This window comes from Escherichia sp. HH26CH, from assembly GCF_009820205.1.
Lineage (GTDB): Bacteria > Pseudomonadota > Gammaproteobacteria > Enterobacterales > Enterobacteriaceae > Escherichia > Escherichia coli_F.
Genome location: NZ_VNXM01000037.1, coordinates 1 through 25,495, shown reverse-complemented (window position 1 = coordinate 25,495; position 25,495 = coordinate 1). Strand labels below are relative to the sequence as shown.

Here is a 25,495-nt window from a genome sequence, read left to right as displayed (position 1 = left end):
ATTAACCTATCTCCTGTAACGCATGTCTTTGGCGTTCGACGATATTGGTCCACAAGTTGTCTTTATCGTCAGTCCACAAATTAATCAGCAAGGCAAAAAAGCGTTCTGCTGCCGGAGAAAGTACGGCATCTTTGCGGCGAATAATCCCCAATGTCCGACGTATAACGGGTTCCACCAGCGGGATACCAATAATCGAAGAATAGGGCGCATGGGGCATTGCCAGACCAGGAAGCGCCGAAATCCCCAGTCCCGCCTCTACCAGTCCTAACGACGTCGAAAGATGACGCACTTCGTAAAACCAATCCAGCTTCCAGGGCTTGTCGGCCAGTTGCTGTTCTATCAGCAGTCGGTTGCCGCTGGAGGAGCGTACGCCAATCATTTTGTAACCTACTAACTCCTGCCATTCTACAAGCTGCTTTTTGGCTAATGGGTGGTCACGCCGACAGGCCAGCACAAACGGCTCGTTGACCAGTGGGGTAAAATCAATGGATGAATTTGTGACGTTGTTCATGTTTATGCCAAAGTCTGATTCGTTACACAGCACCGATTCCATGCAATTATTCGTGCCTTGTTCCAGAATCCGCACTTTAATATTGGGATACAGCTCATTAAATTTACCGATTGCCAGTGGTAAAAAATAAAATACTGCGGTCGGAATACACGCTAACGTCACCATACCACGATGATAAGCATTCATATCACGAATATTAAAAAGCGTTTCATCGAATTTCTTTATTAATTCCCGCGCCTCCGGGAGCAACCTTTTTCCTGCTTTTGTTAACGTAACCTTGCGAGTTGTACGCTCAAATAGTTGAATATGTAAATCCTCTTCCATCTTTTTTATTCTTCGCGTTAATGCAGGTTGCGTAATATTGAGTAATTTAGCGGCATTGTTAAATGAACTGGACTCTGCCAGTATGACAAATGCCTTCATACTTGATAATTCATGCTTCATTATTACTCCAGAAAATGGAAGCGACGATTTTGGGTGACTGGCCGTTAAAAATTTTAACTGCATTTAGCCAACTTAAATTAATGAAAAAATGTTATTAATCGTTGAGCTAAAGTCATTAGAGATGCTTTGCCCTTAATGTAACCATATCGCAATAAGTTATGTTTTTAAATTGAGGGCATTATTATGAAAAAAATACCCTGCGTGATGATGCGAGGTGGAACCTCGAGGGACGCGTTCCTGTTAGCGGAACATCTACCCGAAGATCAAACGCAGCGCGATAAAATATTGATGGCAATTATGGGTTCCGGTAACGATCTGGAAATTGACGGTATTGGCGGCGGTAATCCACTGACCAGTAAAGTCGCCATAATTAGCCGTTCCAGCGATCCGCGTGCTGACGTCGATTATCTGTTTGCTCAGGTTATCGTCCATGAGCAACGTGTCGACACTACACCTAACTGCGGCAATATGCTGTCTGGCGTTGGGGCATTCGCCATTGAAAATGGTTTGATTACAGCGACTTCGCCAGTTACCCGCGTACGTATCCGCAACGTTAATACTGGTACATTCATCGAAGCTGATGTGCAAACGCCAAATGGTGTTGTCGAATATGAAGGTAGTGCCAGGATTGACGGTGTACCGGGTACTGCCGCACCAGTTGCGCTCACTTTCCTGAATGCCGCCGGAACAAAAACCGGAAAAGTTTTTCCGACTGATAATCAGATCGATTATTTTGACGATGTCCCGGTGACCTGTATCGATATGGCGATGCCAGTCGTCATTATTCCGGCTGAATATCTGGGAAAAACAGGCTATGAATTACCGACGGAACTGGATGCCGACAAAAAATTATTAGCCCGCATTGAATCTATCCGCCTACAAGCGGGTAAAGCAATGGGCTTAGGTGATGTCAGTAATATGGTTATCCCTAAGCCTGTGCTTATTTCTCCAGCACAGAAAGGCGGGGCAATTAATGTGCGTTATTTTATGCCGCACTCCTGCCATCGTGCGCTGGCGATAACCGGTGCTATTGCCATTTCCAGTAGCTGTGCATTGGAAGGCACCGTCACCCGACAAATCGTCCCTTCTGTAGGATATGGCAATATCAATATTGAACATCCCAGTGGTGCGCTCGACGTTCATTTAAGCAATGAAGGTCAGGATGCCACAACCTTACGCGCATCTGTTATTCGGACGACCAGAAAAATATTTTCCGGTGAAGTTTATCTTCCCTGAAAAGGTCGTTGTCGTGATAAGGGCAATTAACAAAGGACTTCTGTATAAGTCATACAGAAAGAACAGGATTTTAAATGAATAAAAAATCGTTATGGAAGCTAATTCTGATATTAGCGATCCCATGTATTATTGGCTTTATGCCAGCTCCGGCAGGATTAAGCGAACTGGCGTGGGTGCTTTTTGGTATTTACCTGGCAGCAATCGTCGGGCTGGTTATCAAGCCTTTCCCGGAACCTGTCGTACTGTTAATTGCCGTTGCTGCCTCAATGGTGGTGGTCGGTAATTTATCCGATGGTGCATTTAAGACTACCGCCGTATTAAGCGGTTACTCTTCAGGTACCACCTGGCTGGTGTTCTCGGCGTTTACCTTAAGCGCCGCATTTGTGACCACAGGGTTAGGTAAACGTATTGCCTATTTATTGATTGGCAAAATTGGTAGCACTACCCTGGGGCTGGGTTACGTTACGGTATTCCTCGATCTGGTACTGGCTCCGGCAACACCGTCTAACACCGCGCGTGCGGGCGGCATTGTGTTACCGATCATCAACAGCGTGGCGGTGGCTTTGGGGTCAGAACCTGAAAAAAGCCCACGTCGTGTTGGACATTATCTGATGATGTCCATTTACATGGTCACTAAAACCACCAGCTATATGTTCTTTACCGCAATGGCGGGGAACATTCTGGCGCTGAAAATGATCAATGATATTCTGCACCTACAAATTAGTTGGGGTGGATGGGCGCTGGCTGCTGGATTGCCGGGCATCATTATGCTACTGGTCACTCCGCTGGTGATTTACACCATGTATCCGCCAGAAATTAAGAAAGTGGATAACAAAACCATCGCCAAAGCGGGCCTTGCTGAACTGGGGCCGATGAAAATCCGCGAAAAAATGCTGCTCGGTGTCTTTGTGCTGGCGCTGTTGGGCTGGATTTTCAGTAAAACGCTCGGGGTAGATGAATCCACTGTGGCAATCGTTGTTATGGCGACCATGCTGCTGCTGGGGATCGTTACCTGGGAAGACGTGGTGAAAAATAAAGGCGGCTGGAATACCTTAATCTGGTACGGCGGTATTATCGGCTTAAGCTCCTTATTATCGAAAGTTAAATTCTTCGAATGGTTAGCTGAAGTCTTTAAAAATAACCTGGCATTTGACGGCCATGGTAACGTAGCTTTCTTCGTTATTATTTTCCTTAGCATCATCGTGCGTTATTTCTTTGCTTCCGGTAGTGCCTATATCGTTGCCATGTTACCGGTATTTGCCATGCTGGCGAACGTCTCCGGCGCACCGTTAATGTTAACTGCGCTGGCGCTGCTTTTCTCCAACTCCTATGGCGGCATGGTTACTCACTATGGCGGTGCGGCAGGTCCGGTCATCTTCGGCGTAGGCTATAACGATATTAAATCCTGGTGGTTGGTCGGTGCGGTACTGACGATATTAACCTTCCTGGTACATATCACCCTCGGCGTGTGGTGGTGGAATATGCTGATCGGCTGGAACATGCTGTAAATATACTCGTCATACTTCAAGTTGCATGTGCTGCGTCTGCGTTCGCTCACCCCAGTCACTTACTTATGTAAGTGACTGGGGATTCACTCGCTTGTCGCTTTCCTGCAACTCGAATTATTTAGAGTATATCCATTTATTATCTTTCTGCGCACTTAACGGTGCGCAGATATCTGGAGCATTTGATGATCAAGTTATCTGAAAAAGGCGTTTTTCTCGCCAGTAATAACGAAATAATTGCCGAAGAACATTTCACCGGCGAAATTAAAAAAGAAGAAGCAAAAAAAGGCACTATTGCCTGGTCTATTCTCTCTTCTCATAATACGTCCGGAAATATGGATAAACTTAAAATTAAGTTTGATTCATTAGCCTCTCACGATATTACCTTTGTTGGTATTGTACAGACCGCTAAAGCGTCCGGTATGGAACGTTTCCCGCTGCCGTATGTGCTGACCAACTGCCATAACTCACTCTGTGCCGTCGGCGGCACCATTAACGGTGATGACCATGTTTTTGGTTTATCGGCAGCGCAGCGTTATGGCGGTATTTTTGTGCCTCCGCATATTGCGGTCATCCATCAATATATGCGTGAGATGATGGCAGGAGGCGGCAAAATGATCCTCGGGTCAGACAGCCACACCCGTTACGGTGCATTAGGGACAATGGCAGTCGGTGAGGGTGGCGGTGAGTTGGTAAAACAGCTGCTTAATGACACCTGGGATATCGACTATCCGGGAGTTGTTGCGGTGCATTTGACCGGAAAACCTGCGCCGTATGTGGGGCCGCAGGATGTGGCGCTGGCTATCATTGGTGCCGTGTTCAAAAACGGCTACGTCAAAAACAAAGTGATGGAATTCGTGGGGCCCGGTGTTGCAGCGCTCTCTACCGATTTCCGTAACAGCGTTGACGTGATGACCACTGAAACGACCTGTTTAAGTTCTGTCTGGCAAACTGATGAAGAAGTTCATAACTGGCTGGCGCTGCACGGTCGCGGCCAGGATTATTGTCAGCTTAACCCTCAACCGATGGCGTACTACGATGGCTGCATCAGCGTTGATTTGAGTGCCATCAAACCAATGATTGCGCTGCCGTTCCACCCGAGCAACGTGTATGAAATCGACATGCTGAACCAGAACCTGACTGACATTCTGCGTGAGATTGAAATTGAGTCCGAGCGCGTGGCGCACGGGAAAGCCAAACTCTCGCTGCTGGATAAAGTGGAAAATGGTCGCCTGAAAGTGCAGCAGGGGATTATCGCGGGCTGTTCTGGCGGTAACTACGAAAACGTCATCGCGGCGGCGAATGCACTGCGCGGTCAATCCTGTGGCAATGACACCTTCTCGCTGGCGGTTTATCCGTCATCACAGCCGGTGTTTATGGATTTAGCCAAAAAAGGCGTGGTAGCAGATTTGATTGGCGCAGGCGCAATCATCAGAACCGCGTTCTGCGGCCCATGCTTTGGCGCGGGCGATACGCCAATCAACAACGGTTTGAGTATTCGCCACACCACGCGTAACTTCCCGAACCGCGAAGGCTCTAAGCCAGCCAATGGGCAGATGTCAGCGGTGGCGTTGATGGACGCTCGTTCTATCGCTGCAACAGCCGCAAACGGTGGTTATTTAACCTCTGCAAGTGAATTGGACTGCTGGGACATCGTGCCGGAGTATGCCTTCGATGTCACGCCGTATAAAAATCGCGTCTATCAGGGCTTTGTGAAAGGGGCGACCCAGCAATCGCTGATCTACGGACCGAACATCAAAGACTGGCCGGAATTGGGGGCGCTGACTGACAATATCGTCCTCAAAGTGTGCTCGAAGATCCTCGACGAAGTGACCACCACCGACGAATTGATTCCTTCCGGTGAAACCTCTTCTTATCGTTCAAATCCGATTGGTTTGGCGGAGTTTACCCTGTCACGCCGTGATCCGGGCTATGTTGGCAGAAGTAAAGCGACTGCCGAGCTGGAAAATCAGCGTCTGGCGGGCAATGTCAGCGAGCTGACAGAGGTGTTTGCGCGCATTAAGCAGATTGCTGGTCAGGAGCATATTGATCCGCTGCAAACTGAAATTGGCAGCATGGTCTATGCGGTGAAACCAGGCGATGGTTCTGCGCGTGAGCAGGCGGCGAGCTGCCAGCGTGTGATTGGCGGTCTGGCGAATATTGCCGAGGAATACGCGACTAAACGCTACCGTTCTAACGTCATCAACTGGGGGATGTTACCGCTGCAAATGGCGGAAGCACCGAACTTTGAAGTGGGCGATTACATTTACATCCCTGGCATTAAAGCGGCGCTGGATAATCCGGGGACGACGTTTAAAGGTTATGTGATCCATGAAGATGCGCCGGTAACAGAGATTACGCTCTATATGGAAAGTCTGACTGCTGAAGAGCGCGAGATTATCAAGGCGGGTAGTTTGATTAACTTCAATAAAAACCGTCAGATGTAAAAAAAGGCGCTATGAAATATAGCGCCCTGTTTCATTAACCCGATGGTTCAGACTATCGGGTTTTCTTTTTTACTTCTTCGCCTCTGCAACCACTTTGCTACCCACGCCGCGGTTATTGTATTCCCACATGCGGTTGTAGTTAGTGTCATTCAGATTACGCTGTACTTCGTCGTTATCATCAACGTTGCCAGTATTCCCCGCAAACGGACGATTGGAAATCACCGCATCGGCCCACGGTTTAGCCGTGTTAAAACCTTCGTTGATGGCGCTATCACGGATCACCACCTGACCGTTGGTATTGGCATCAACATCCAGCGAGCGGCCCAGTTGCGCCACGCCATCACCGGAAGCATTGAAGCGGCTGTTTACGGCGAGGAAACCGTAATAGATGTTAGACAGCGTAGCCGGTGCAAACACATACGCTTCTTGCTGGGTACGGGAGTTCACCACGCGGAATTCGGTATTATCGAACACCACTGCGCCGCGACCAGAAACGATATCCACATCCCCTTCAATATAGCTATTCGTCACCAGCGTACGTGGTTGACGATTGGTTTCCAGACGGTTCTGTACACCGCTGTTGGTCACAAAGAAGGTATTCTGACGACCGAGAATGTTGACGTTGTTGATCTGCACTTTATCGCCATCAGTACGCAGTGCCACCGCCGGATGGTTACCCGCATCTACGCTATCACCCAGCGTGTTTTCGATGGTCAGGTTTTGCAGTTGCAGGCCATTGTTTTGTGACCAGAAGACCGCAGAGCAGAGAACGCCGATACTGTCGCTGCGTTTGCTCTGGCAGCTATCGTACATATACCACGCCGGTTTACCGGGCATGTATTTGCCGCGCGGATTGACATCGTGACGCCAGTCGGCAGGGCTCATGCCCCCATCAAGGGAAAGCCCAATCTTCACATCAATCGGTTTTTCACCTGTACCATAAACGGTAATTCCACCCGGAGCGGCAGGGACATACACCGTTCCCTGATATTCACCAGGCATCACGGCAATATACTGGCGCTTATTGGTACGCTTGATAATTGCCGCATCTACCGCCGCCTGAATCGTGGTATGCGTTACACCCGGAGTACCCGCCGGACCGACAACAAAGTCAGGTTGTGCAGGCAGAGTAATCGGGGAAGGATTCCACGCTGCAGCACCTGGCGTCAGGGACGCAAAATAGTGTTGAGCATCGAAATTCTGCGCTTCTTTTGCCGACAGAATCGGGCGAGAAGAGGTACCAGGCGCGGTTTGATCAGAAGGACGTTGATCGGGCGGTGTTGAGCTACAGGCGGTCAGCGTCACGCCAAAAGCCAATGCCAGCGCCAGACGGGAAACTGAAAATGTGTTCACAGGTTGCTCCGGGCTATGAAATAGAAAAATGAATCCGTTGAAGCCTGCTTTTTTATACTAACTTGAGCGAAACGGGAAGGTAAAAAGACAAAAAGTTGTTTTTAATACCTTTAAGTGATACCAGATGGCATTGCGCCATCTGGCAGAGTGATTAACTAAACATCGCAGTAATCGAGGCGCTTGCCAGAGAGTGGAAATGAACGTTAAACCCGACCATCGCGCCGCTGGCACCTTCATCGACATCAATACGTTCTACATCCAGCGCGTGAACGGTAAAAATGTAGCGATGGGTTTCGCCTTTCGGCGGCGCTGCGCCATCGTACCCGGTTTTACCAAAGTCAGTTCGCGTCTGCAAAACGCCGTCTGGCATTGCTACCAGACCAGAGCCAAACCCTTGCGGTAATACGCTGGTATCAGCGGGTAAGTTAACAACTACCCAGTGCCACCAGCCGGAGCCAGTTGGCGCATCCGGGTCGTAGCAGGTGACGACAAAACTTTTGGTTCCCGCAGGAACATCATCCCATGCCAGATGCGGCGAAATATTATCGCCATCGTAACCCATGCCGTTAAAGACATGACGATGCGGCAATTTATCGCCATCGCGCAGATCATTACTGATGAGTTTCATGAAACCTCCTTTCTTTTTTGCAGAAAGTGTAGCCAGAAACCCTCACGTTGACTTCCCGTTATTGGCAAAAAAATGTTTCATCCTGTACCGCGCGGTTAACCGCTGTGGTCAGGCGCAGCAACTGTTGCGGGCTAATAATATAGGGCGGCATCAGGTAAATCAGTTTGCCAAATGGTCGTATCCAGACATCCTGTTCGACAAAGAATTTTTGCAGCGCTGCCATATTCACCGGACGAGTGGTTTCGACCACGCCAATCGCTCCCAGCACGCGCACATCGGCAACCATTTCGGCGTCACGGGCGGGGGCAAGTTGCTCGCGTAGCTGCCCTTCAATAGCCGCCACCTGATGCTGCCAGTCGCCAGATTCGAGAATCGCCAGGCTGGCGTTTGCTGCTGCGCAGGCCAGTGGATTGCCCATAAAGGTTGGCCCGTGCATAAAGCATCCGGCTTCGCCGTTGCTGATAGTTTCAGCCACCTCGCGTGTAGTGAGCGTGGCGGAAAGGGTCATCGTACCGCCGGTTAAGGCTTTACCGAGGCACAAAATGTCCGGCGCGATCCCCGCATGTTCGCAGGCAAACAGTTTGCCGGTACGACCAAAACCGGTGGCTATCTCGTCCGCAATCAGCAAGATACCTTCACGATCGCACATTTTGCGGATTCGTTTTAACCATTCCGGATGGTAGATGCGCATTCCGCCAGCGCCCTGAACAATCGGTTCAATGATCACCGCCGCGATTTCATGACGATGCGCCGCCATCAGACGTGCGAAGCCCACCATATCGCGTTCATCCCATTCGCCATCCATGCAGCTTTGCGGGGCCGGAGCAAACAAGTTTTCTGGCAGATAGCCTTTCCACAGGCTGTGCATTGAGTTGTCTGGATCGCACACCGACATCGCGCCAAAAGTATCGCCATGATAACCATTGCGGAAGGTCAGAAAACGCTGGCGCGCTTCGCCTTTGGCTTGCCAGTACTGCAACGCCATTTTCATCGCCACTTCCACCGCTACGGAGCCGGAGTCCGCGAGAAAAACGCATTCCAGCGGTTGCGGCGTCATTGCCACCAGTTTGCGGCACAGCTCGATGGCGGGCGCATGGGTGATACCGCCAAACATCACATGCGACATGGCATCAATTTGCGACTTCATCGCCGCATTAAGCAGCGGGTGGTTGTAGCCGTGGATTGCCGCCCACCAGGACGACATACCGTCAATCAGGCGTCTGCCGTCAGACAAAATCAGCTCGCAACCTTCGGCGCTCGCCACCGGATAAACCGGTAGAGGGGAGGTCATGGATGTGTATGGGTGCCAGATATGGCGTTGGTCAAAGGCAAGATCGTCCGTTGTCATAATCGACTTGTAAACCAAATTGAAAAGATTTAGGTTTACAAGTCTACACCGAATTAACAACAAAAAACACGTTTTGGAGAAGCCCCATGGCTCACCGCCCACGCTGGACATTGTCGCAAGTCACAGAATTATTTGAAAAACCGTTGCTGGATCTGCTGTTTGAAGCGCAGCAGGTGCATCGTCAGCATTTCGATCCTCGTCAGGTGCAGGTCAGTACTTTGCTGTCAATTAAAACCGGAGCTTGCCCGGAAGATTGCAAATACTGCCCGCAAAGCTCGCGTTATAAAACCGGACTGGAAGCTGAGCGGTTGATGGAAGTTGAACAGGTATTGGAGTCGGCGCGAAAAGCGAAAGCGGCGGGATCGACACGTTTCTGTATGGGCGCGGCGTGGAAGAATCCCCACGAACGCGACATGCCGTACCTGGAACAGATGGTGCAGGGGGTAAAAGCGATGGGCCTGGAGGCGTGTATGACGCTGGGCACGTTGAGTGAATCTCAGGCGCAGCGCCTTGCGAATGCCGGGCTGGATTACTACAACCACAACCTCGACACCTCGCCGGAGTTTTACGGCAATATCATCACCACACGCACTTATCAGGAACGTCTCGACACGCTGGAAAAAGTGCGTGATGCCGGGATCAAAGTCTGTTCAGGTGGCATTGTAGGTTTAGGCGAAACGGTAAAAGATCGCGCTGGATTATTGCTGCAACTGGCAAACCTGCCGACGCCGCCGGAAAGCGTACCAATCAACATGCTGGTGAAGGTGAAAGGCACTCCACTGGCAGATAACGATGATGTCGATGCCTTTGATTTTATTCGCACTATTGCAGTCGCGCGGATCATGATGCCGACCTCTTACGTGCGCCTTTCTGCCGGACGCGAGCAGATGAACGAACAGACTCAGGCGATGTGCTTTATGGCTGGCGCAAACTCGATTTTCTACGGTTGCAAATTGCTGACCACGCCGAATCCGGAAGAAGATAAAGACCTGCAACTGTTCCGCAAACTGGGGTTAAATCCGCAGCAAACCGCAGTGCTGGCGGGCGATAACGAACAACAGCAACGTCTTGAACAGGCGCTGATGACCCCGGACACTGACGAATATTACAACGCGGCAGCACTATGAGCTGGCAGGAGAAAATCAACGCGGCGCTCGATGCGCGGCGTGCTGCCGATGCCCTGCGTCGCCGTTATCCGGTGGCGCAAGGGGCCGGACGCTGGCTGGTGGCGGATGAATGCCAGTATCTGAACTTTTCCAGTAACGATTATTTAGGTTTAAGTCATCATCCGCACATCATCCGTGCATGGAAGCAGGGTGCGGAGCAATTTGGCGTCGGTAGCGGCGGTTCCGGTCACGTCAGCGGTTATAGCGTGGCGCATCAGGCGCTGGAAGAAGAACTGGCCGAGTGGCTGGGCTATTCGCGGGCACTGCTGTTTATCTCTGGTTTTGCCGCTAACCAGGCAGTCATTACCGCGATGACGGCGAAAGAGGACCGTATTGTTGCCGATCGGCTGAGTCACGCCTCATTGCTGGAAGCTGCCAGTTTAAGCCCGTCGCAGCTTCGCCGTTTTACCCATAACGATGTCGCTCATCTGGCGCGACTGCTTGCTTCCCCCTGTCCGGGGCAGCAACTGGTGGTGACAGAAGGCGTGTTCAGCATGGACGGCGATAGTGCGCCACTGGCGGAAATCCAGCAGGTAACGCAACAGCACAACGGCTGGTTGATGGTCGACGATGCCCACGGCACGGGCGTGATCGGTGAACAGGGGCGCGGTAGCTGCTGGCAACAGCAGGTGAAACCGGAACTTCTGGTGGTGACTTTTGGCAAAGGATTTGGCGTCAGCGGGGCAGCGGTGCTTTGCTCCGATACGGTGGCGGATTATCTACTGCAATTTGCCCGCCATCTTATTTACAGCACCAGTATGCCGCCCGCTCAGGCGCAGGCATTACGTGCGTCGCTGGCGGTCATTCGCAGTGATGAGGGTGATGCACGGCGCGAAAAACTGGCGGCACTCATTACGCGTTTTCGTGCCGGAGTACAGGATTTGCCGTTTACGCTTGCTGATTCATACAGCGCCATCCAGCCATTGATTGTCGGTGATAACAGCCGTGCGTTACAACTGGCAGAAAAACTGCGCCAGCAAGGCTGCTGGGTCACGGCGATTCGCCCGCCAACCGTACCCGCTGGTACTGCGCGACTGCGCTTAACGCTAACCGCCGCGCATGAAATGCAGGATATCGACCGTCTGCTGGAGGTGCTGCATGGCAACGGTTAATAAACAAGCCATTGCTGCGGCATTTGGTCGGGCAGCCGCACATTATGAGCAACATGCGGATCTACAGCGCCAGAGTGCTGACGTCTTACTGGCAATGCTCCCACAGCGTAAATACACCCACGTACTGGATGCGGGTTGTGGACCTGGCTGGATGAGTCGCCACTGGCGGGAACGTCACGCGCAGGTGACAGCGTTAGATCTCTCGCCGCCAATGCTTGTTCAGGCACGCCAGAAGGATGCCGCAGACCATTATCTGGCGGGAGATATCGAATCCCTGCCGTTAGCGACTGCAACCTTCGATCTTGCATGGAGCAATCTCGCGGTGCAGTGGTGCGGTAATTTATCCACGGCACTTCGCGAGCTGTATCGCGTGGTGCGCCCCGGAGGCGTGGTCGCGTTTACCACGCTGGTGCAGGGATCGCTCCCTGAATTGCATCAGGCGTGGCAGGCGGTGGACGAGCGCCCGCATGCTAATCGCTTTTTACCGCCAGATGAAATCGAACAGTCGCTGAACAGCGTGCATTATCAACATCATATTCAGCCCATCACGCTGTGGTTTGCTGATGCGCTCAGTGCCATGCGTTCGCTGAAAGGCATCGGTGCCACGCATCTTCATGAAGGGCGCTACCCACGAATATTAACGCGTTCGCAGTTGCAGCGATTGCAACTGGCCTGGCCGCAACAACAGGGGCGATATCCTCTGACGTATCATCTTTTTTTGGGAGTGATTGCTCGTGAGTAAACGTTATTTTGTCACCGGAACGGATACCGAAGTGGGGAAAACTGTCGCCAGTTGTGCACTTTTACAAGCCGCGAAGGCAGCAGGTTATCGGACGGCAGGTTATAAACCGGTCGCCTCTGGCAGCGAAAAGACCCCGGACGGCTTACGTAATAGTGACGCGCTGGCGTTACAGCACAACGGCAGCCTGCAGCTGGATTACGCAACGGTAAATCCTTACACCTTCGCAGAACCCACTTCACCGCACATCATCAGCGCGCAAGAGGGCAGGCCGATAGAATCATTGGTAATGAGCGCCGGATTACGCGCGCTTGAACAACAGGCTGACTGGGTGTTAGTGGAAGGTGCTGGCGGCTGGTTTACGCCGCTTTCTGACACTTTCACTTTTGCGGATTGGGTAACACAGGAACAACTGCCGGTGATACTGGTAGTTGGTGTGAAACTCGGCTGTATTAATCACGCGATGTTGACGGCACAGGCAATACAACACGCCGGACTGACTCTGGCGGGTTGGGTGGCGAATGATGTCACGCCTCCTGGAAAACGTCACGCTGAATATATGACCACGCTCACCCGCATGATTCCCGCGCCGCTGCTGGGCGAAATTCCCTGGCTTGCAGAAAATCCAGAAAATGCGGCAACCGGAAAGTACATAAACCTTGCCTTGTTGTAGCCATCCTGTATTTGGTTAAATTGCGAGCGAGATCGCGTCTTCGGTTGACTGCAATTTAACCAATTAAATTCTAAAATAATCACGAAAAAAATTTTACTTCCGCATCATGCGGTGAATGTGGGAATTGCCCAGGCGGCGGGGGATAGGGGCTGCAGACAGTTATCCACTATTCCTGTGGATAACCATGTGTATTAGAGTTAGAAAACACGAGGCAAGCGAGAGAATACGCGGCTTGCACGCGAATTGGCGTTAAAGACGGCTCAAAGAAATATCTTTTATTTTTTAACTGGTTAGATAATTGCAATGGCAGTCACTGAAGAGGCATCTCTTGCCATAAAACTGTCATCACTCATCTTGACAAATGTTAAAAAAGCCGTTGCTTTGGGGATAACCCCGTAAGGCCGGAGTTTTATCTCGCCACAGAGTAAATTTTGCTCATGATTGACAGCGGAGTTTACGCTGTAACAGAAATATTATGGTGGGGAACTGTTTTTTTATCCAGTATAATTTGTTGGCATAATTAAGTACGACGAGTAAAATTACATACCTGCCCGCCCAACTCCTTCAGGTAGCGACTCATGAGTAAACCGTTCAAACTGAATTCCGCTTTTAAACCTTCTGGCGATCAGCCAGAGGCGATTCGACGTCTCGAAGAGGGGCTGGAAGATGGCCTGGCGCACCAGACGTTACTCGGTGTAACTGGCTCCGGGAAAACCTTCACCATCGCCAATGTCATTGCTGACCTTCAGCGCCCAACCATGGTACTGGCGCCCAACAAAACGCTGGCGGCCCAACTGTACGGCGAAATGAAAGAGTTCTTCCCGGAAAACGCGGTGGAATATTTCGTCTCCTACTACGACTATTATCAGCCGGAAGCCTATGTACCGAGTTCCGACACCTTCATTGAGAAAGATGCCTCGGTAAACGAACATATCGAGCAGATGCGTTTGTCCGCCACCAAAGCGATGCTGGAGCGGCGTGATGTGGTTGTGGTGGCATCGGTTTCCGCGATTTATGGTCTGGGCGATCCTGATTTATATCTCAAGATGATGCTCCATCTTACGGTCGGTATGATTATCGATCAGCGCGCGATCCTGCGTCGACTGGCGGAGCTGCAATACGCTCGTAATGATCAGGCATTCCAGCGTGGTACTTTCCGCGTTCGTGGTGAGGTGATTGATATCTTCCCGGCAGAATCGGATGACATTGCACTTCGCGTGGAACTGTTTGACGAGGAAGTGGAACGATTGTCGTTATTTGATCCGCTAACCGGGCAGATTGTTTCCACCATTCCACGTTTTACCATCTACCCGAAAACGCACTACGTCACGCCGCGCGAGCGCATTGTGCAGGCGATGGAAGAAATTAAAGAAGAACTGGCCGCCAGACGCAAGGTGCTGTTAGAGAACAACAAACTTCTGGAAGAGCAGCGGCTGACTCAGCGTACCCAGTTTGACCTGGAGATGATGAACGAACTGGGATATTGCTCGGGCATTGAAAACTACTCACGCTTCCTCTCCGGCCGTGGACCAGGTGAGCCACCGCCGACACTGTTTGATTACCTGCCTGCCGATGGGCTGTTGGTCGTCGATGAATCTCACGTCACCATTCCACAAATTGGCGGCATGTATCGCGGTGACCGGGCGCGTAAAGAGACGCTGGTGGAGTACGGTTTCCGCCTGCCATCAGCGCTGGATAACCGTCCGCTGAAGTTTGAAGAGTTCGAAGCATTAGCGCCGCAAACCATCTATGTTTCGGCGACGCCGGGTAATTACGAGCTGGAAAAATCCGGTGGTGATGTGGTGGATCAGGTCGTACGTCCAACCGGATTGCTTGACCCGATTATCGAAGTGCGACCGGTGGCAACACAGGTTGATGATCTTCTTTCGGAGATTCGCCAGCGAGCGGCAATTAACGAGCGTGTACTGGTCACAACATTGACTAAGCGGATGGCGGAAGATCTTACGGAATATCTCGAAGAACACGGCGAGCGTGTGCGTTATCTTCACTCAGATATCGATACCGTCGAGCGCATGGAAATCATCCGCGACTTGCGTCTGGGTGAGTTCGACGTGCTGGTAGGGATCAACTTACTGCGCGAAGGTCTGGATATGCCGGAAGTTTCGCTGGTGGCGATCCTCGACGCCGACAAAGAAGGCTTCCTGCGTTCTGAACGTTCGTTGATCCAGACCATTGGTCGTGCGGCACGTAACGTTAACGGTAAAGCGATTCTCTACGGCGATAAGATCACCCCATCAATGGCGAAAGCGATTGGCGAAACCGAACGTCGCCGCGAGAAACAGCAACGCTACAACGAAGAGCACGGCATTACGCCACAAGGATTAAACAAGAAAGTGGTCGATATCCTGGCGCTGGGGCAGAACATTGCCAAAACCAAAGCGAAGGGCAGAGGAAAATCACGACCGATTGTTGAGCCGGATAATGTGCCGATGGATATGTCGCCGAAGGCGTTGCAGCAGAAAATCCATGAACTGGAAGGGCTGATGATGCAACACGCGCAAAATCTGGAGTTCGAAGAAGCGGCGCAAATTCGTGACCAGTTGCATCAGCTACGTGAGTTGTTCATTGCGGCTTCGTGATGTTGGAGATGGGAAAATGCTCGGTTTCGCTTGTTATGTTCAAAAGCAGTTAACATGCATAGTGCAGTTACACTGGTGAAAAAGGAAGCGTACCAGAGTTGCAAGCGGCTCTGGTACGTTGATGTGCTAAACTTAAACTCATTACTTATTTACGTTATTCATAAAATTTGGCATGTTTTGAATGGTTGCGTTAATACAGAAAGATTTCTTTTTGTTCTCTGGGAAGTAGGATTTTCTGTATTTATTTTCTCTATGACGTCAATCAAGGCATTTGATATCTTAATATTTCCATTGTTAAATGCATATTTGATAAAGCTAAAATATTTATCATGGTCAGTGAGAATTAAATATGGTTTTCTTTTGTACATATCAGTAAGCTCGTTTAAATATTCTAATACGGTTTTATTCACATGCTCGATTGTTAACTCAGGCAATGCAAGTATTAATCTTGTTTCAAAGTCTTGAGTTTTGAAATTACATAATGGAAGACGTTTAATCAAATGGCTAAATAGATTTATTTTATTGATGCTTTCGGTATTCTGGTTTATTAAATAAAGTATGGTGTTGTAATAACTCACTCGTCCTTCGAATGTGCTGAAATCAATCATTTCTCGAAAAAGTTCATCGAAAATGAAAACGTTTTCTGGCGATACTCTGTACAGTTCACTAAGCATTTGAAATGTCAACCCATCTAAAGGTATTCTAAGTTGATACTCTGGTTCACCAGGAACTCTTAACTTATAATAATCACATAATCTGTTTACTTTAGTATCCTGAAATAATTTTAAAAGAAAGGTTGAGTAATCTGAAAGATTAATTCCGGAGAGGCAGTAGGCATGACCCAATTTAGTTATGAATTGAAATTTATCTTCAATGTCAGGAATGTTTGTAACTAAATTTAATAGTTCAGTTAATTGTTTTGGCATATCTTCTTTATAGGCTGATTCAATAGTAAAATATAGTGATATAATATCGCTCCCTTTTATTTCAGGTAATGCTTTGAATAAATGGGTATAGAGTTCAATCTTAATTTTTATATTAGAAAATCTTAGCTTCTCCAGGAAATCCTTTAAGTTAATCTTGATTTTAATAGCTAGATTTTCAAGATAAGAAATAAATAAAATAATACCTCTTATTTTGTCTTCATCATTATTAAAATGATTGATTATTTCCAGGAATGAGTTTTGTAAGTGTGGTTCTGATAATAACATCTCTTTTTTAAAAGAAAAGACATAATTGTTAGCGATATCAAGTAAAAAATGTAAATTGCACGGTTCGTAAAAGCAGGGATCATCTATCGATTGAGTAAAAATATTCTGAATAATGAAACTTATGGCCTCTTTATTATGAATTTTATTTAGAGCGTTTTTATATATTTCAATTAGTAGTGTGTTATTGTTTGTTATATATTGTATTAGGGCTGCTTTAAAGAGGTTTGCAAACAAAGGTATATTTGCGAATATTCTGTTATATTCACTTTCAAATAACTGTCCCATAACTAATAATGTGTCTAAACTTTCCGAAAGCGGCATTCTTGATGTGTTTTCAATTAATAAATCATGTATTGTATTAATATTATTATGTAAACCATTTGATATATTCTGGTAGGTGCTGATATTATTATTTATATATGAACTTATAAGCTGATTATTGAAATCATTTTCACGCCCGAGCTCTTTCCAGCGTGCAAATTCCTCATTAAATTTTTTTGCGCCATTATCAAACCATGAATGCAAAACTTTTGGGGGGCATTTTTCTGGAAATCTTTCCGGAAGACGGGGAGTGCATGATGTAAAAAATCTAGGGTGCATAATTATTTCCTTTTAATGTTAAAGTACTAAATTCGCCGCATAATAAGATAATCGTTGCTTTTTGAGGGTACTTACTTACTCAATCGTTTGTTATCAAATTGAGTAATTTTTTAAACAAGTAAAGATATTTTTCTATCAAAAATCGCTCATTTAGTCGGACAAAATTAATGTGTTAATGAAAGTTCGAAGTTAAGTGTGTTTAGATCCTTCTACGCAAGACATAACATGAGTCAAGTTTATCCAATGGACTCAATTTATATTAACGACAATACTCTTTATCTCAATTATCTTAAGTTTAATATAATGATAATGCATATATATTAATTGTTATAATTATAGGTGTAATTATTTAAAAGTTAATAAATAATATGCTTTTATTTGTGTAATCGGGAACAAGCCTATTTGAAATGAGCGATTTTTGATAGTAAATAAACTGTATTCAGGAAGACTGCAGCAATTAATTGTTTATCTGATGGAGGCAGCATGATGTTATCAGTTAATCATCGACAGTCATCTTTTGAAATTGATGAAAAGCGCGCAGAGCAATTGCTTCTTGCTGACAATGACCATACTTTTTATATGAGTAAATGGGAGCGGCTTTTTGATGTGCTGCGATTCATTTTGGGTTTCGAAACGAAAAAAGATTTTTTAAGTAGAATGTATAATGATATCCATTCTCGCTATGGATTGTTTTTATCACCTTACCTTACCGATGAAAAAAAAGAATATAATAAAGAACGTAATGAGTTTTTGACCCTGAAAAATTTTTGTCCTCCGCACATGCATGAGCTTTTTAAGTGCAAGATAGAATTTTCAGACAGTGTGATGACAACAACTTATTTTATTGGAGATAAACCAGTCAGAACTCGACAACTAATTATTTTGCAGGATCCCAATGGGCGCTTTGATTTTTCGAGGCTCAATTTTGAAGATACTGAATTCGGTGAATCAAATTTTTCTAACGTTAATTTTAATGATGCTAATATGAAGAGAGCAACACTCATGGATTGCAAATTGAGCGGTGCTAGTTTTGTAAGGACAGATCTAACAGAAGCCAAGGGTTGTGCAGATTTTTCAGGATGTTATATGGAGTATGCCATATTGAATGGCGCACAGTTTGAAAATAGTTCATTCAAGAATGCCACTTTATTTTCCTGTGATGTTGCTGGTACGAATATGTCGGGGGTAAATTTTGAATACGCAACTATAGAGAGAGGTGACTTTAGTACTTGTATTTTAAAAAATATAGTGTTGCGTGAAGCGAAAATAATAAAAATGCATACGGGATCTATGCGGAAATTTTTCTTTGACGATACTCCTCCATTACAAGATTTAATCAGGGTTGATATATGTAAAGCAAAAGAACATATCCAGAAAATTTATCAAATCTTTGAAGATATCTCTGAAGATTCAATGCCTGAAATAAAAAAAATCCTCGCCAACGAACTGAGTACAAAAAATTGTATCTATGACCTTGCAAAATTAAAAAAGGATGTATCAGAAATTAATTGCTTAGCAAAATACTATACGTCTAACAGACCACCAGAGGGATTAAATGATATATTGCAAAATGATGATATAAATATATTTGATAACTTTATTTTGTCATTAATTACAGTTGATTGCTGTATCTCTTCTTCTTTTTTGTTTAATCTTAGTGAAGAGAGGGTTAATTATTATTTAGATCGCTTTACAGAACAACCTACATTAATGTTATCATTTAGTACTGCATATGTAATGATGACTGACCTGGCACTAAAAAGTAAAAATAATATATTGGCAGAAAAAGCATATAATATTTATAAAACATATTTACAACATAAGGATGTTAAACCTTATACTGAAGGAAATGATTATCCAGACTTCTCGGAATGGCGTAAACAACAAGATCATGATGATGCTTGGTACGTATTGTTTTCAGCACAGCAAAATAATCGTGCAATGCGTCTTTCATCTAATGCCTTAAATAAAATGTTGGATACCACTATTAAAAATAAGGACTGGGACCATTTTTATCTATATGCAGCACCAGAACAAGTGTGCTCGCTTGCAGATATTAATCTTAATACCGTATTGATGACCGAATTCCCAGTGTTTTCCTACCCATGGAAACGGTCACAACATAATATTTTATTAAAAAATTATCTCAAAATCCTTCAGCTTGGTGATCTATACGAACCATTTGTCACTGCATCACAAAGTTGTTGTTCTCAAACCAAAATGGATGGTATTGATGAACAAATAAAATTAAATGAAATTTTTGCGCCTCTTATGAAACTCATAGATAATTACTCATTGCAGGCGCAATCTATAGAAGGTGCGGGTTACGAAATGTTAAGTAAAAATAAAAAGATAAAACAAAAAAAGAATGTTAGCGAACTATTGAAGTATAAGTCTTGTTTAAATATTAAGGGAAACCATTATAAAGATTTAATGAAGGCTTGCAGAATGGAAAATGCAAATAAAACGGAACAAGCAATGCTTCTGATAAGTTTTGCTGTCGTGTTCGCAAGATATTCTTCAGCTTCAAGTTTAGGAACGGAATACAATTCTCCGCAAATCCTCAGAATTTACTCTGCTGCTCTTTTACTAAAAGCATATGAACTGGAAAACTCGATTGTTGAATCTGAAGCTCTGGATAACTGGTTAACGGTACTACTGGGATTAGGCTCTGGTTTAAATTGCACGGCTATTTTATCAAAAAATATAGCAGATTATACTCGTTCTCATCATATTGATAAATATTTAGATTCGGTGGCTCCCAAAGCATGGGGATTATAACATTATTAGAATAGTCATGGCACAAGAAACATCAAGAAGCAAAACTAAATTCCAGAAAGTGGAAAGATAAATGAGCTGCTAACAATGGGGTTGTGCCAAAAAAAGGTGACTATGGCCTTCTATAATTTAAAACGCCATAGTCACAGTCGTATTTTTCTGCCCCCGGCACAGGCGCTTAACCTAGTGCCTGTAATGCCTTTTCCAGTGCGTTATGCAGCAACTGGCGGTCATGACGATAAGGAATATCGCTGGCCTCCAGTACTTCCTGAATCACAATTCTGTTGTTAACTGCGGATACATCAGCTTTCGGTCCAACAACTACCGCATCAATCACTTTTTTACCAACATACTGCTCCATAATCGCCAGCTTATTTTCCAGCTTGAGATTTGCAGCAGGCAGGCTTAATTCTCGCCCCAAATTACCGATATACACCATCGGGGCAGGCGTTCGGCGTAATGCCTGAGCCATTTCCTTGAGCAGCAGAATGGGCATAAGACTAGTATAAAAACTCCCTGGCCCAATAATGATCAGATCCGCCTCATTAATCGCCAGCACCGCTTCACGTGTGGCAGGTACGTTGGGGGTTAAGAGTAGCTCCTGTATCGGCGCGGTGAGCTGGTCAATATTGACCTCGCCGTAAACTTCATGCCCCTGATCGTCAATCGCCATTAAATCAACAGGATGCTCCGACATCGGAATCAAATGTGCGTCCACTTTCAACAGATTGCGAATCAGATTAATCGCTTCAAGAGGCCGCACGCTAAGGTGATCCAGTGCCTTCAACATCAGGTTTCCAAGGTTGTGCCCGGAAAGTTCGCCATTACCGCCGAAACGATATTCAAACATTGCGGAAGCGACGCTGGGTTCCGTTATCAACTGGTTAAGGCAATTGCGCATATCGCCCCAGGCAATTCCACCTTCTGAGCGGCGAATACGCCCCGTTGAACCACCGTTATCCGTGGTGGTCACGATACCCGTTAAACGAGAACCCAAAGATGAAAGTGATGAGAGAACGCGTCCCAGTCCATGCCCTCCGCCGAGAGCAACGACACGATCAAGGTCAGCCAACGTACGATTGCGCATTATAGTTTCCTGGAGTCAGATTTTCCGCGTTACAGTAGCGCAAATTGCGGGGAAACAGCAATTAACCTGCCAATATTGAGGATACAAACTATTTTCTTCTACCTCTAAAGGACGATGTACGCTATGCATCCCTGATGATGTATATCAAAGTAAAACCGCTATTTTCCCTTATTCTGTAGTGAAATAGCACGATCATGACGCTATATATATGATTACATAGCGAAAGTGTGGATGGTAAAAATCCTGTTTACACGCTAGTATCGGCTTAACCACTAAACACTCTAGCCTCTGCACCTGGGTCAACTGATACGGTGCTTTGGCCGTGACAATGCTTACAAAGATTGCCACCAGGGCGAAGGAAGAAATGACTTCGCCTCCCGTATCTGGAAAGGTGTACATGGCTTCACAACTGACTGATGCATTTGCGCGTAAGTTTTACTACTTGCGCCTGTCGATTACCGATGTGTGTAACTTCCGTTGCACCTACTGCCTGCCGGATGGCTACAAACCGAGCTGCGTCACCAATAAAGGCTTTCTTACCGTCGATGAAATTCGCCGGGTTACGCGCGCCTTCGCCAGTCTGGGCACCGAAAAAGTCCGTCTGACGGGCGGAGAGCCGTCTTTGCGTCGTGACTTTACCGATATCATCGCCGCTGTGCGAGAAAACGACGCTATTCGCCAGATAGCGGTCACCACCAATGGTTACCGTCTGGAACGCGACGTGGCGAACTGGCGTGATGCTGGTCTTACTGGTATCAACGTGAGTGTCGATAGCCTCGACGCTCGCCAGTTTCATGCTATTACCGGACAGGATAAATTCAATCAGGTCATGGCAGGGATCGATGCTGCATTTGAGGCCGGTTTTGAGAAGGTCAAAGTCAATACCGTGCTGATGCGTGATGTTAATCATCACCAACTCGACACCTTTCTGAACTGGATCCAGCATCGCCCCATCCAGCTGCGTTTCATCGAACTGATGGAAACGGGCGAGGGCAGCGAGCTTTTCCGCAAGCATCATATCTCTGGGCAGGTTCTGCGTGACGAGCTACTGCGTCGCGGTTGGATCCACCAATTACGTCAACGCAGCGACGGTCCCGCGCAAGTCTTTTGTCATCCGGATTACGCCGGAGAAATTGGCCTTATCATGCCGTATGAAAAAGACTTCTGCGCCACTTGCAACCGCCTGCGCGTCTCCTCCATTGGTAAACTCCATCTCTGCCTGTTCGGTGAAGGCGGCGTTAACCTGCGCGATTTACTGGAAGACGATACCCAGCAACAGGCGCTGGAAGCACGTATTTCAGCGGCGCTGCGGGAGAAAAAACAGACCCATTTCCTGCATCAAAACAACACCGGTATTACGCAAAACTTATCGTACATTGGCGGCTAAAACGTCAAAAGGAGAGATCAGATGAGTCAGGTAAGCACTGAATTTATCCCGACCCGTATTGCTATTCTTACGGTTTCTAATCGTCGCGGTGAAGAAGACGATACCTCCGGTCACTATCTGCGCGATTCGGCGCAAGAAGCGGGCCATCACGTTGTCGATAAAGCCATTGTGAAAGAAAACCGCTACGCTATTCGCGCTCAGGTATCTGCGTGGATCGCCAGCGACGATGTACAAGTAGTGTTGATTACGGGTGGTACTGGCCTGACCGAAGGCGATCAGGCACCTGAAGCACTGCTGCCGCTGTTCGACCGTGAAGTTGAAGGTTTTGGTGAAGTGTTCCGGATGTTGTCGTTCGAAGAGATTGGCACCTCAACGTTGCAATCTCGTGCGGTAGCGGGCGTCGCTAACAAAACGCTAATTTTCGCCATGCCCGGTTCAACCAAAGCGTGCCGTACCGCCTGGGAAAATATCATCGCACCGCAGCTGGATGCCCGTACGCGTCCGTGTAATTTCCATCCACATTTGAAGAAATAAGTATGTCGCAACTGACCCATATCAACGCCGCTGGCGAAGCGCACATGGTGGATGTCTCCGCCAAAGCAGAAACCGTGCGTGAAGCGCGCGCCGAAGCCTTTGTCACCATGCGCAGCGAGACGCTGGCGATGATTATTGATGGTCGCCACCACAAAGGCGACGTATTTGCCACTGCGCGTATCGCCGGTATTCAGGCAGCAAAACGCACATGGGATTTGATCCCGCTGTGTCATCCGCTGATGCTCAGTAAAGTTGAAGTCAATTTGCAGGCCGAGCCGGAGCACAATCGGGTGCGTATAGAAACCTTATGCCGCCTGACCGGGAAAACCGGCGTTGAAATGGAAGCGTTAACCGCGGCCTCCGTGGCGGCGCTGACCATTTATGACATGTGCAAAGCGGTGCAAAAAGATATGGTAATTGGTCCGGTACGTTTGCTGGCGAAGAGCGGCGGCAAGTCAGGTGACTTTAAGGTGGAAGCGGATGATTAAAGTTCTTTTTTTCGCCCAGGTGCGCGAGTTGGTGGGAACAGATGCAAGCGAAGTGGCTGCGGATTTCCCAACCGTTGAAGCGTTACGCCAACATCTGGCTGCGCAGAGCGATCGCTGGGCGCTGGCGCTGGAAGATGGCAAATTGCTGGCTGCCGTCAACCAGACGCTGGTGAGTTTTGACCATCCGCTGACTGACGGCGACGAAGTTGCTTTCTTCCCGCCGGTGACCGGAGGTTAAAATGGCAGAAACCAAAATTGTTGTCGGCCCGCAGCCATTCAGCGTAGGAGAAGAGTATCCGTGGCTGGCGGAGCGTGATGAAGACGGTGCGGTAGTCACCTTTACCGGTAAGGTGCGCAACCATAACCTTGGCGACAGCGTCAAAGCATTAACCCTCGAACACTATCCGGGGATGACTGAAAAAGCACTGGCAGAAATTGTCGATGAAGCGCGTAACCGCTGGCCGCTGGGGCGCGTCACGGTGATTCACCGCATCGGGGAATTATGGCCGGGCGATGAAATCGTTTTTGTCGGTGTCACCAGTGCGCATCGCAGCAGTGCGTTTGAAGCCGGGCAGTTTATTATGGATTATCTCAAAACCCGCGCACCGTTCTGGAAGCGCGAAGCCACGCCGGAAGGCGACCGCTGGGTCGAAGCTCGGGAGAGCGATCAGCAGGCGGCAAAACGCTGGTAGTTTTTTGTTAGCCGGATTAGGCACCGCTGCGTCCGGCAATTTCACCGCTCAGTATATGCGTTTACGCTGCGTCGATGCACAGCCTCATCATTTTGCAGTATCCTTAAGATATTCCTTATATCTTCAGGAGATCGTCATGGACAGATTCCCACGTTCTGATTCAATTGTACAACCCCGGGCTGGCTTGCAAACTTATATGGCGCAAGTCTATGGCTGGATGACCGTTGGCTTGTTGCTGACCGCATTTGTTGCCTGGTATGCGGCTAATTCTGCGGCCGTGATGGAGCTATTGTTCACTAACCGTGTTTTTTTAATCGGTCTGATCATCGCGCAATTAGCACTGGTTATTGTGTTATCAGCGATGATTCAAAAGCTGAGCGCAGGTGTAACGACGATGCTCTTTATGCTTTATTCGGCGCTGACGGGTCTTACGCTTTCCAGTATTTTCATTGTCTATACTGCTGCTTCTATCGCCAGTACTTTCGTCGTTACTGCCGGGATGTTCGGCGCAATGAGCCTGTACGGTTACACCACGAAGCGCGATCTAAGTGGCTTTGGCAATATGCTGTTTATGGCGTTAATCGGCATTGTGCTGGCATCGCTGGTTAACTTCTGGCTGAAAAGCGAAGCATTGATGTGGGCAGTTACCTATATCGGCGTGATTGTCTTTGTCGGATTGACGGCATATGACACTCAGAAATTGAAAAATATGGGTGAGCAGATTGATACCCGCGACACGTCAAATCTGCGCAAATATTCCATTCTTGGCGCGTTAACCTTGTATCTGGACTTCATCAACTTGTTCCTGATGTTGTTGCGGATCTTCGGCAACCGCCGTTAATTCTTTTTCACCATCAATATCCCGGCCATGTGTCGGGATTTTTTTGTGCACAGAAAACCCCCAGCTAGGCTGGGGGTTCCGGAAAGCTTTCAGCTTTGAGCCAGTTATTAAAACC

At 47.6% G+C, this 25,495-nt stretch carries 21 protein-coding genes and 1 riboswitch; of the genes, 15 read left to right on the top strand and 6 right to left on the bottom strand.

What is annotated here, in order from left to right:
* Nucleotide 1: 1 nt before the first annotated feature.
* Nucleotides 2–955, bottom strand: a complete 954-nt coding sequence (locus FQ015_RS11900; RefSeq protein WP_000679972.1) for a LysR family transcriptional regulator — start codon at nt 953–955, stop codon at nt 2–4.
* Between the two features lie 183 nt (nt 956–1,138).
* On the opposite strand from FQ015_RS11900, the gene FQ015_RS11895 reads away from it, so the two are divergent.
* From FQ015_RS11895 to FQ015_RS11885, 3 genes are all read left to right on the top strand, one after another.
* Complete coding sequence (locus tag FQ015_RS11895; RefSeq protein ID WP_160524096.1) at nt 1,139–2,191, top strand: 4-oxalomesaconate tautomerase; 1,053 nt, start codon at nt 1,139–1,141, stop codon at nt 2,189–2,191.
* 74 nt (nt 2,192–2,265) lie between these two features.
* Complete coding sequence (locus FQ015_RS11890) at nt 2,266–3,699, top strand: anion permease (protein WP_001036488.1); 1,434 nt, start codon at nt 2,266–2,268, stop codon at nt 3,697–3,699.
* 182 nt (nt 3,700–3,881) lie between these two features.
* A complete protein-coding gene (locus FQ015_RS11885; RefSeq protein ID WP_105278137.1) occupies nt 3,882–6,143 on the top strand; it encodes a hydratase in 2,262 nt (753 codons plus the stop codon).
* Between the two features lie 69 nt (nt 6,144–6,212).
* Here FQ015_RS11885 and FQ015_RS11880 read toward each other — a convergent pair whose 3' ends face one another.
* The 3 genes from FQ015_RS11880 to bioA form a co-directional block, all read right to left on the bottom strand.
* Entirely contained in the window at nt 6,213–7,496 is a 1,284-nt protein-coding gene (locus FQ015_RS11880) for a putative acyl-CoA thioester hydrolase (protein ID WP_039021614.1), read from the bottom strand.
* 151 nt (nt 7,497–7,647) lie between these two features.
* A complete protein-coding gene (locus FQ015_RS11875; RefSeq protein WP_160524095.1) occupies nt 7,648–8,124 on the bottom strand; it encodes a kinase inhibitor in 477 nt (158 codons plus the stop codon).
* A gap of 58 nt (nt 8,125–8,182) precedes the next feature.
* Complete coding sequence (bioA, locus tag FQ015_RS11870) at nt 8,183–9,472, bottom strand: adenosylmethionine--8-amino-7-oxononanoate transaminase (RefSeq protein ID WP_072039642.1); 1,290 nt, start codon at nt 9,470–9,472, stop codon at nt 8,183–8,185.
* An 86-nt stretch (nt 9,473–9,558) separates the two neighbouring features.
* On the opposite strand from bioA, the gene bioB reads away from it, so the two are divergent.
* From bioB to uvrB, 5 genes are all read left to right on the top strand, one after another.
* Entirely contained in the window at nt 9,559–10,599 is a 1,041-nt protein-coding gene (gene bioB / locus FQ015_RS11865) for a biotin synthase BioB (RefSeq protein WP_000951213.1), read from the top strand.
* Nucleotides 10,596–11,750, top strand: a complete 1,155-nt coding sequence (gene bioF / locus FQ015_RS11860; protein ID WP_032302731.1) for an 8-amino-7-oxononanoate synthase — start codon at nt 10,596–10,598, stop codon at nt 11,748–11,750. Before bioB ends, bioF begins: the two co-directional genes overlap by 4 nt.
* The gene (bioC, locus tag FQ015_RS11855) at nt 11,737–12,492 is read left to right on the top strand and encodes a malonyl-ACP O-methyltransferase BioC (RefSeq protein ID WP_000246780.1); all 756 of its coding nucleotides are present in this window, start codon (nt 11,737–11,739) and stop codon (nt 12,490–12,492) included. Before bioF ends, bioC begins: the two co-directional genes overlap by 14 nt.
* A complete protein-coding gene (gene bioD, locus FQ015_RS11850) occupies nt 12,485–13,162 on the top strand; it encodes a dethiobiotin synthase (RefSeq protein ID WP_000044827.1) in 678 nt (225 codons plus the stop codon). The genes bioC and bioD overlap by 8 nt, the downstream gene beginning before the upstream one ends.
* A 578-nt stretch (nt 13,163–13,740) precedes the next feature.
* A complete protein-coding gene (gene uvrB, locus FQ015_RS11845) occupies nt 13,741–15,762 on the top strand; it encodes an excinuclease ABC subunit UvrB (RefSeq protein ID WP_039021612.1) in 2,022 nt (673 codons plus the stop codon).
* 158 nt (nt 15,763–15,920) lie between these two features.
* Here the strand turns inward: uvrB and FQ015_RS11840 are convergent, their stop codons facing one another.
* Nucleotides 15,921–17,573 (bottom strand): hypothetical protein, encoded by a 1,653-nt coding sequence (locus FQ015_RS11840; RefSeq protein WP_039021611.1) that lies wholly within the window; start codon nt 17,571–17,573, stop codon nt 15,921–15,923.
* Between the two features lie 483 nt (nt 17,574–18,056).
* Between FQ015_RS11840 and FQ015_RS11835 the strand changes: the two genes are divergently transcribed.
* The gene (locus FQ015_RS11835; RefSeq protein WP_160524094.1) at nt 18,057–20,354 is read left to right on the top strand and encodes a pentapeptide repeat-containing protein; all 2,298 of its coding nucleotides are present in this window, start codon (nt 18,057–18,059) and stop codon (nt 20,352–20,354) included.
* Between the two features lie 175 nt (nt 20,355–20,529).
* On the opposite strand, the gene yvcK is transcribed toward FQ015_RS11835, so the two are convergent.
* The gene (gene yvcK / locus FQ015_RS11830; RefSeq protein ID WP_001246025.1) at nt 20,530–21,438 is read right to left on the bottom strand and encodes a uridine diphosphate-N-acetylglucosamine-binding protein YvcK; all 909 of its coding nucleotides are present in this window, start codon (nt 21,436–21,438) and stop codon (nt 20,530–20,532) included.
* Between the two features lie 265 nt (nt 21,439–21,703).
* Nucleotides 21,704–21,848: riboswitch (molybdenum cofactor riboswitch) on the top strand.
* On the opposite strand from yvcK, the gene moaA reads away from it, so the two are divergent.
* The 6 genes from moaA to FQ015_RS11800 all read left to right on the top strand — a co-directional run bounded on the left by moaA (nt 21,836) and on the right by FQ015_RS11800 (nt 25,380).
* A complete protein-coding gene (moaA, locus tag FQ015_RS11825) occupies nt 21,836–22,825 on the top strand; it encodes a GTP 3',8-cyclase MoaA (RefSeq protein WP_160524093.1) in 990 nt (329 codons plus the stop codon). It overlaps the preceding riboswitch by 13 nt.
* Nucleotides 22,826–22,846: 21 nt before the next feature.
* Nucleotides 22,847–23,359: a molybdenum cofactor biosynthesis protein B gene (moaB, locus tag FQ015_RS11820; protein ID WP_000084639.1), complete on the top strand. Its 513-nt coding sequence runs from the start codon at nt 22,847–22,849 to the stop codon at nt 23,357–23,359.
* A gap of 2 nt (nt 23,360–23,361) precedes the next feature.
* Nucleotides 23,362–23,847 (top strand): cyclic pyranopterin monophosphate synthase MoaC, encoded by a 486-nt coding sequence (moaC, locus tag FQ015_RS11815; protein ID WP_000080885.1) that lies wholly within the window; start codon nt 23,362–23,364, stop codon nt 23,845–23,847.
* Nucleotides 23,840–24,085 (top strand): molybdopterin synthase sulfur carrier subunit, encoded by a 246-nt coding sequence (moaD, locus tag FQ015_RS11810; protein WP_000598604.1) that lies wholly within the window; start codon nt 23,840–23,842, stop codon nt 24,083–24,085. The genes moaC and moaD overlap by 8 nt, the downstream gene beginning before the upstream one ends.
* A 1-nt stretch (nt 24,086) precedes the next feature.
* Nucleotides 24,087–24,539 (top strand): molybdopterin synthase catalytic subunit MoaE, encoded by a 453-nt coding sequence (moaE, locus tag FQ015_RS11805; RefSeq protein ID WP_000852287.1) that lies wholly within the window; start codon nt 24,087–24,089, stop codon nt 24,537–24,539.
* A 136-nt stretch (nt 24,540–24,675) separates the two neighbouring features.
* Complete coding sequence (locus FQ015_RS11800; protein WP_000373624.1) at nt 24,676–25,380, top strand: Bax inhibitor-1/YccA family protein; 705 nt, start codon at nt 24,676–24,678, stop codon at nt 25,378–25,380.
* The last annotated feature ends 115 nt before the right edge of the window (nt 25,381–25,495 follow it).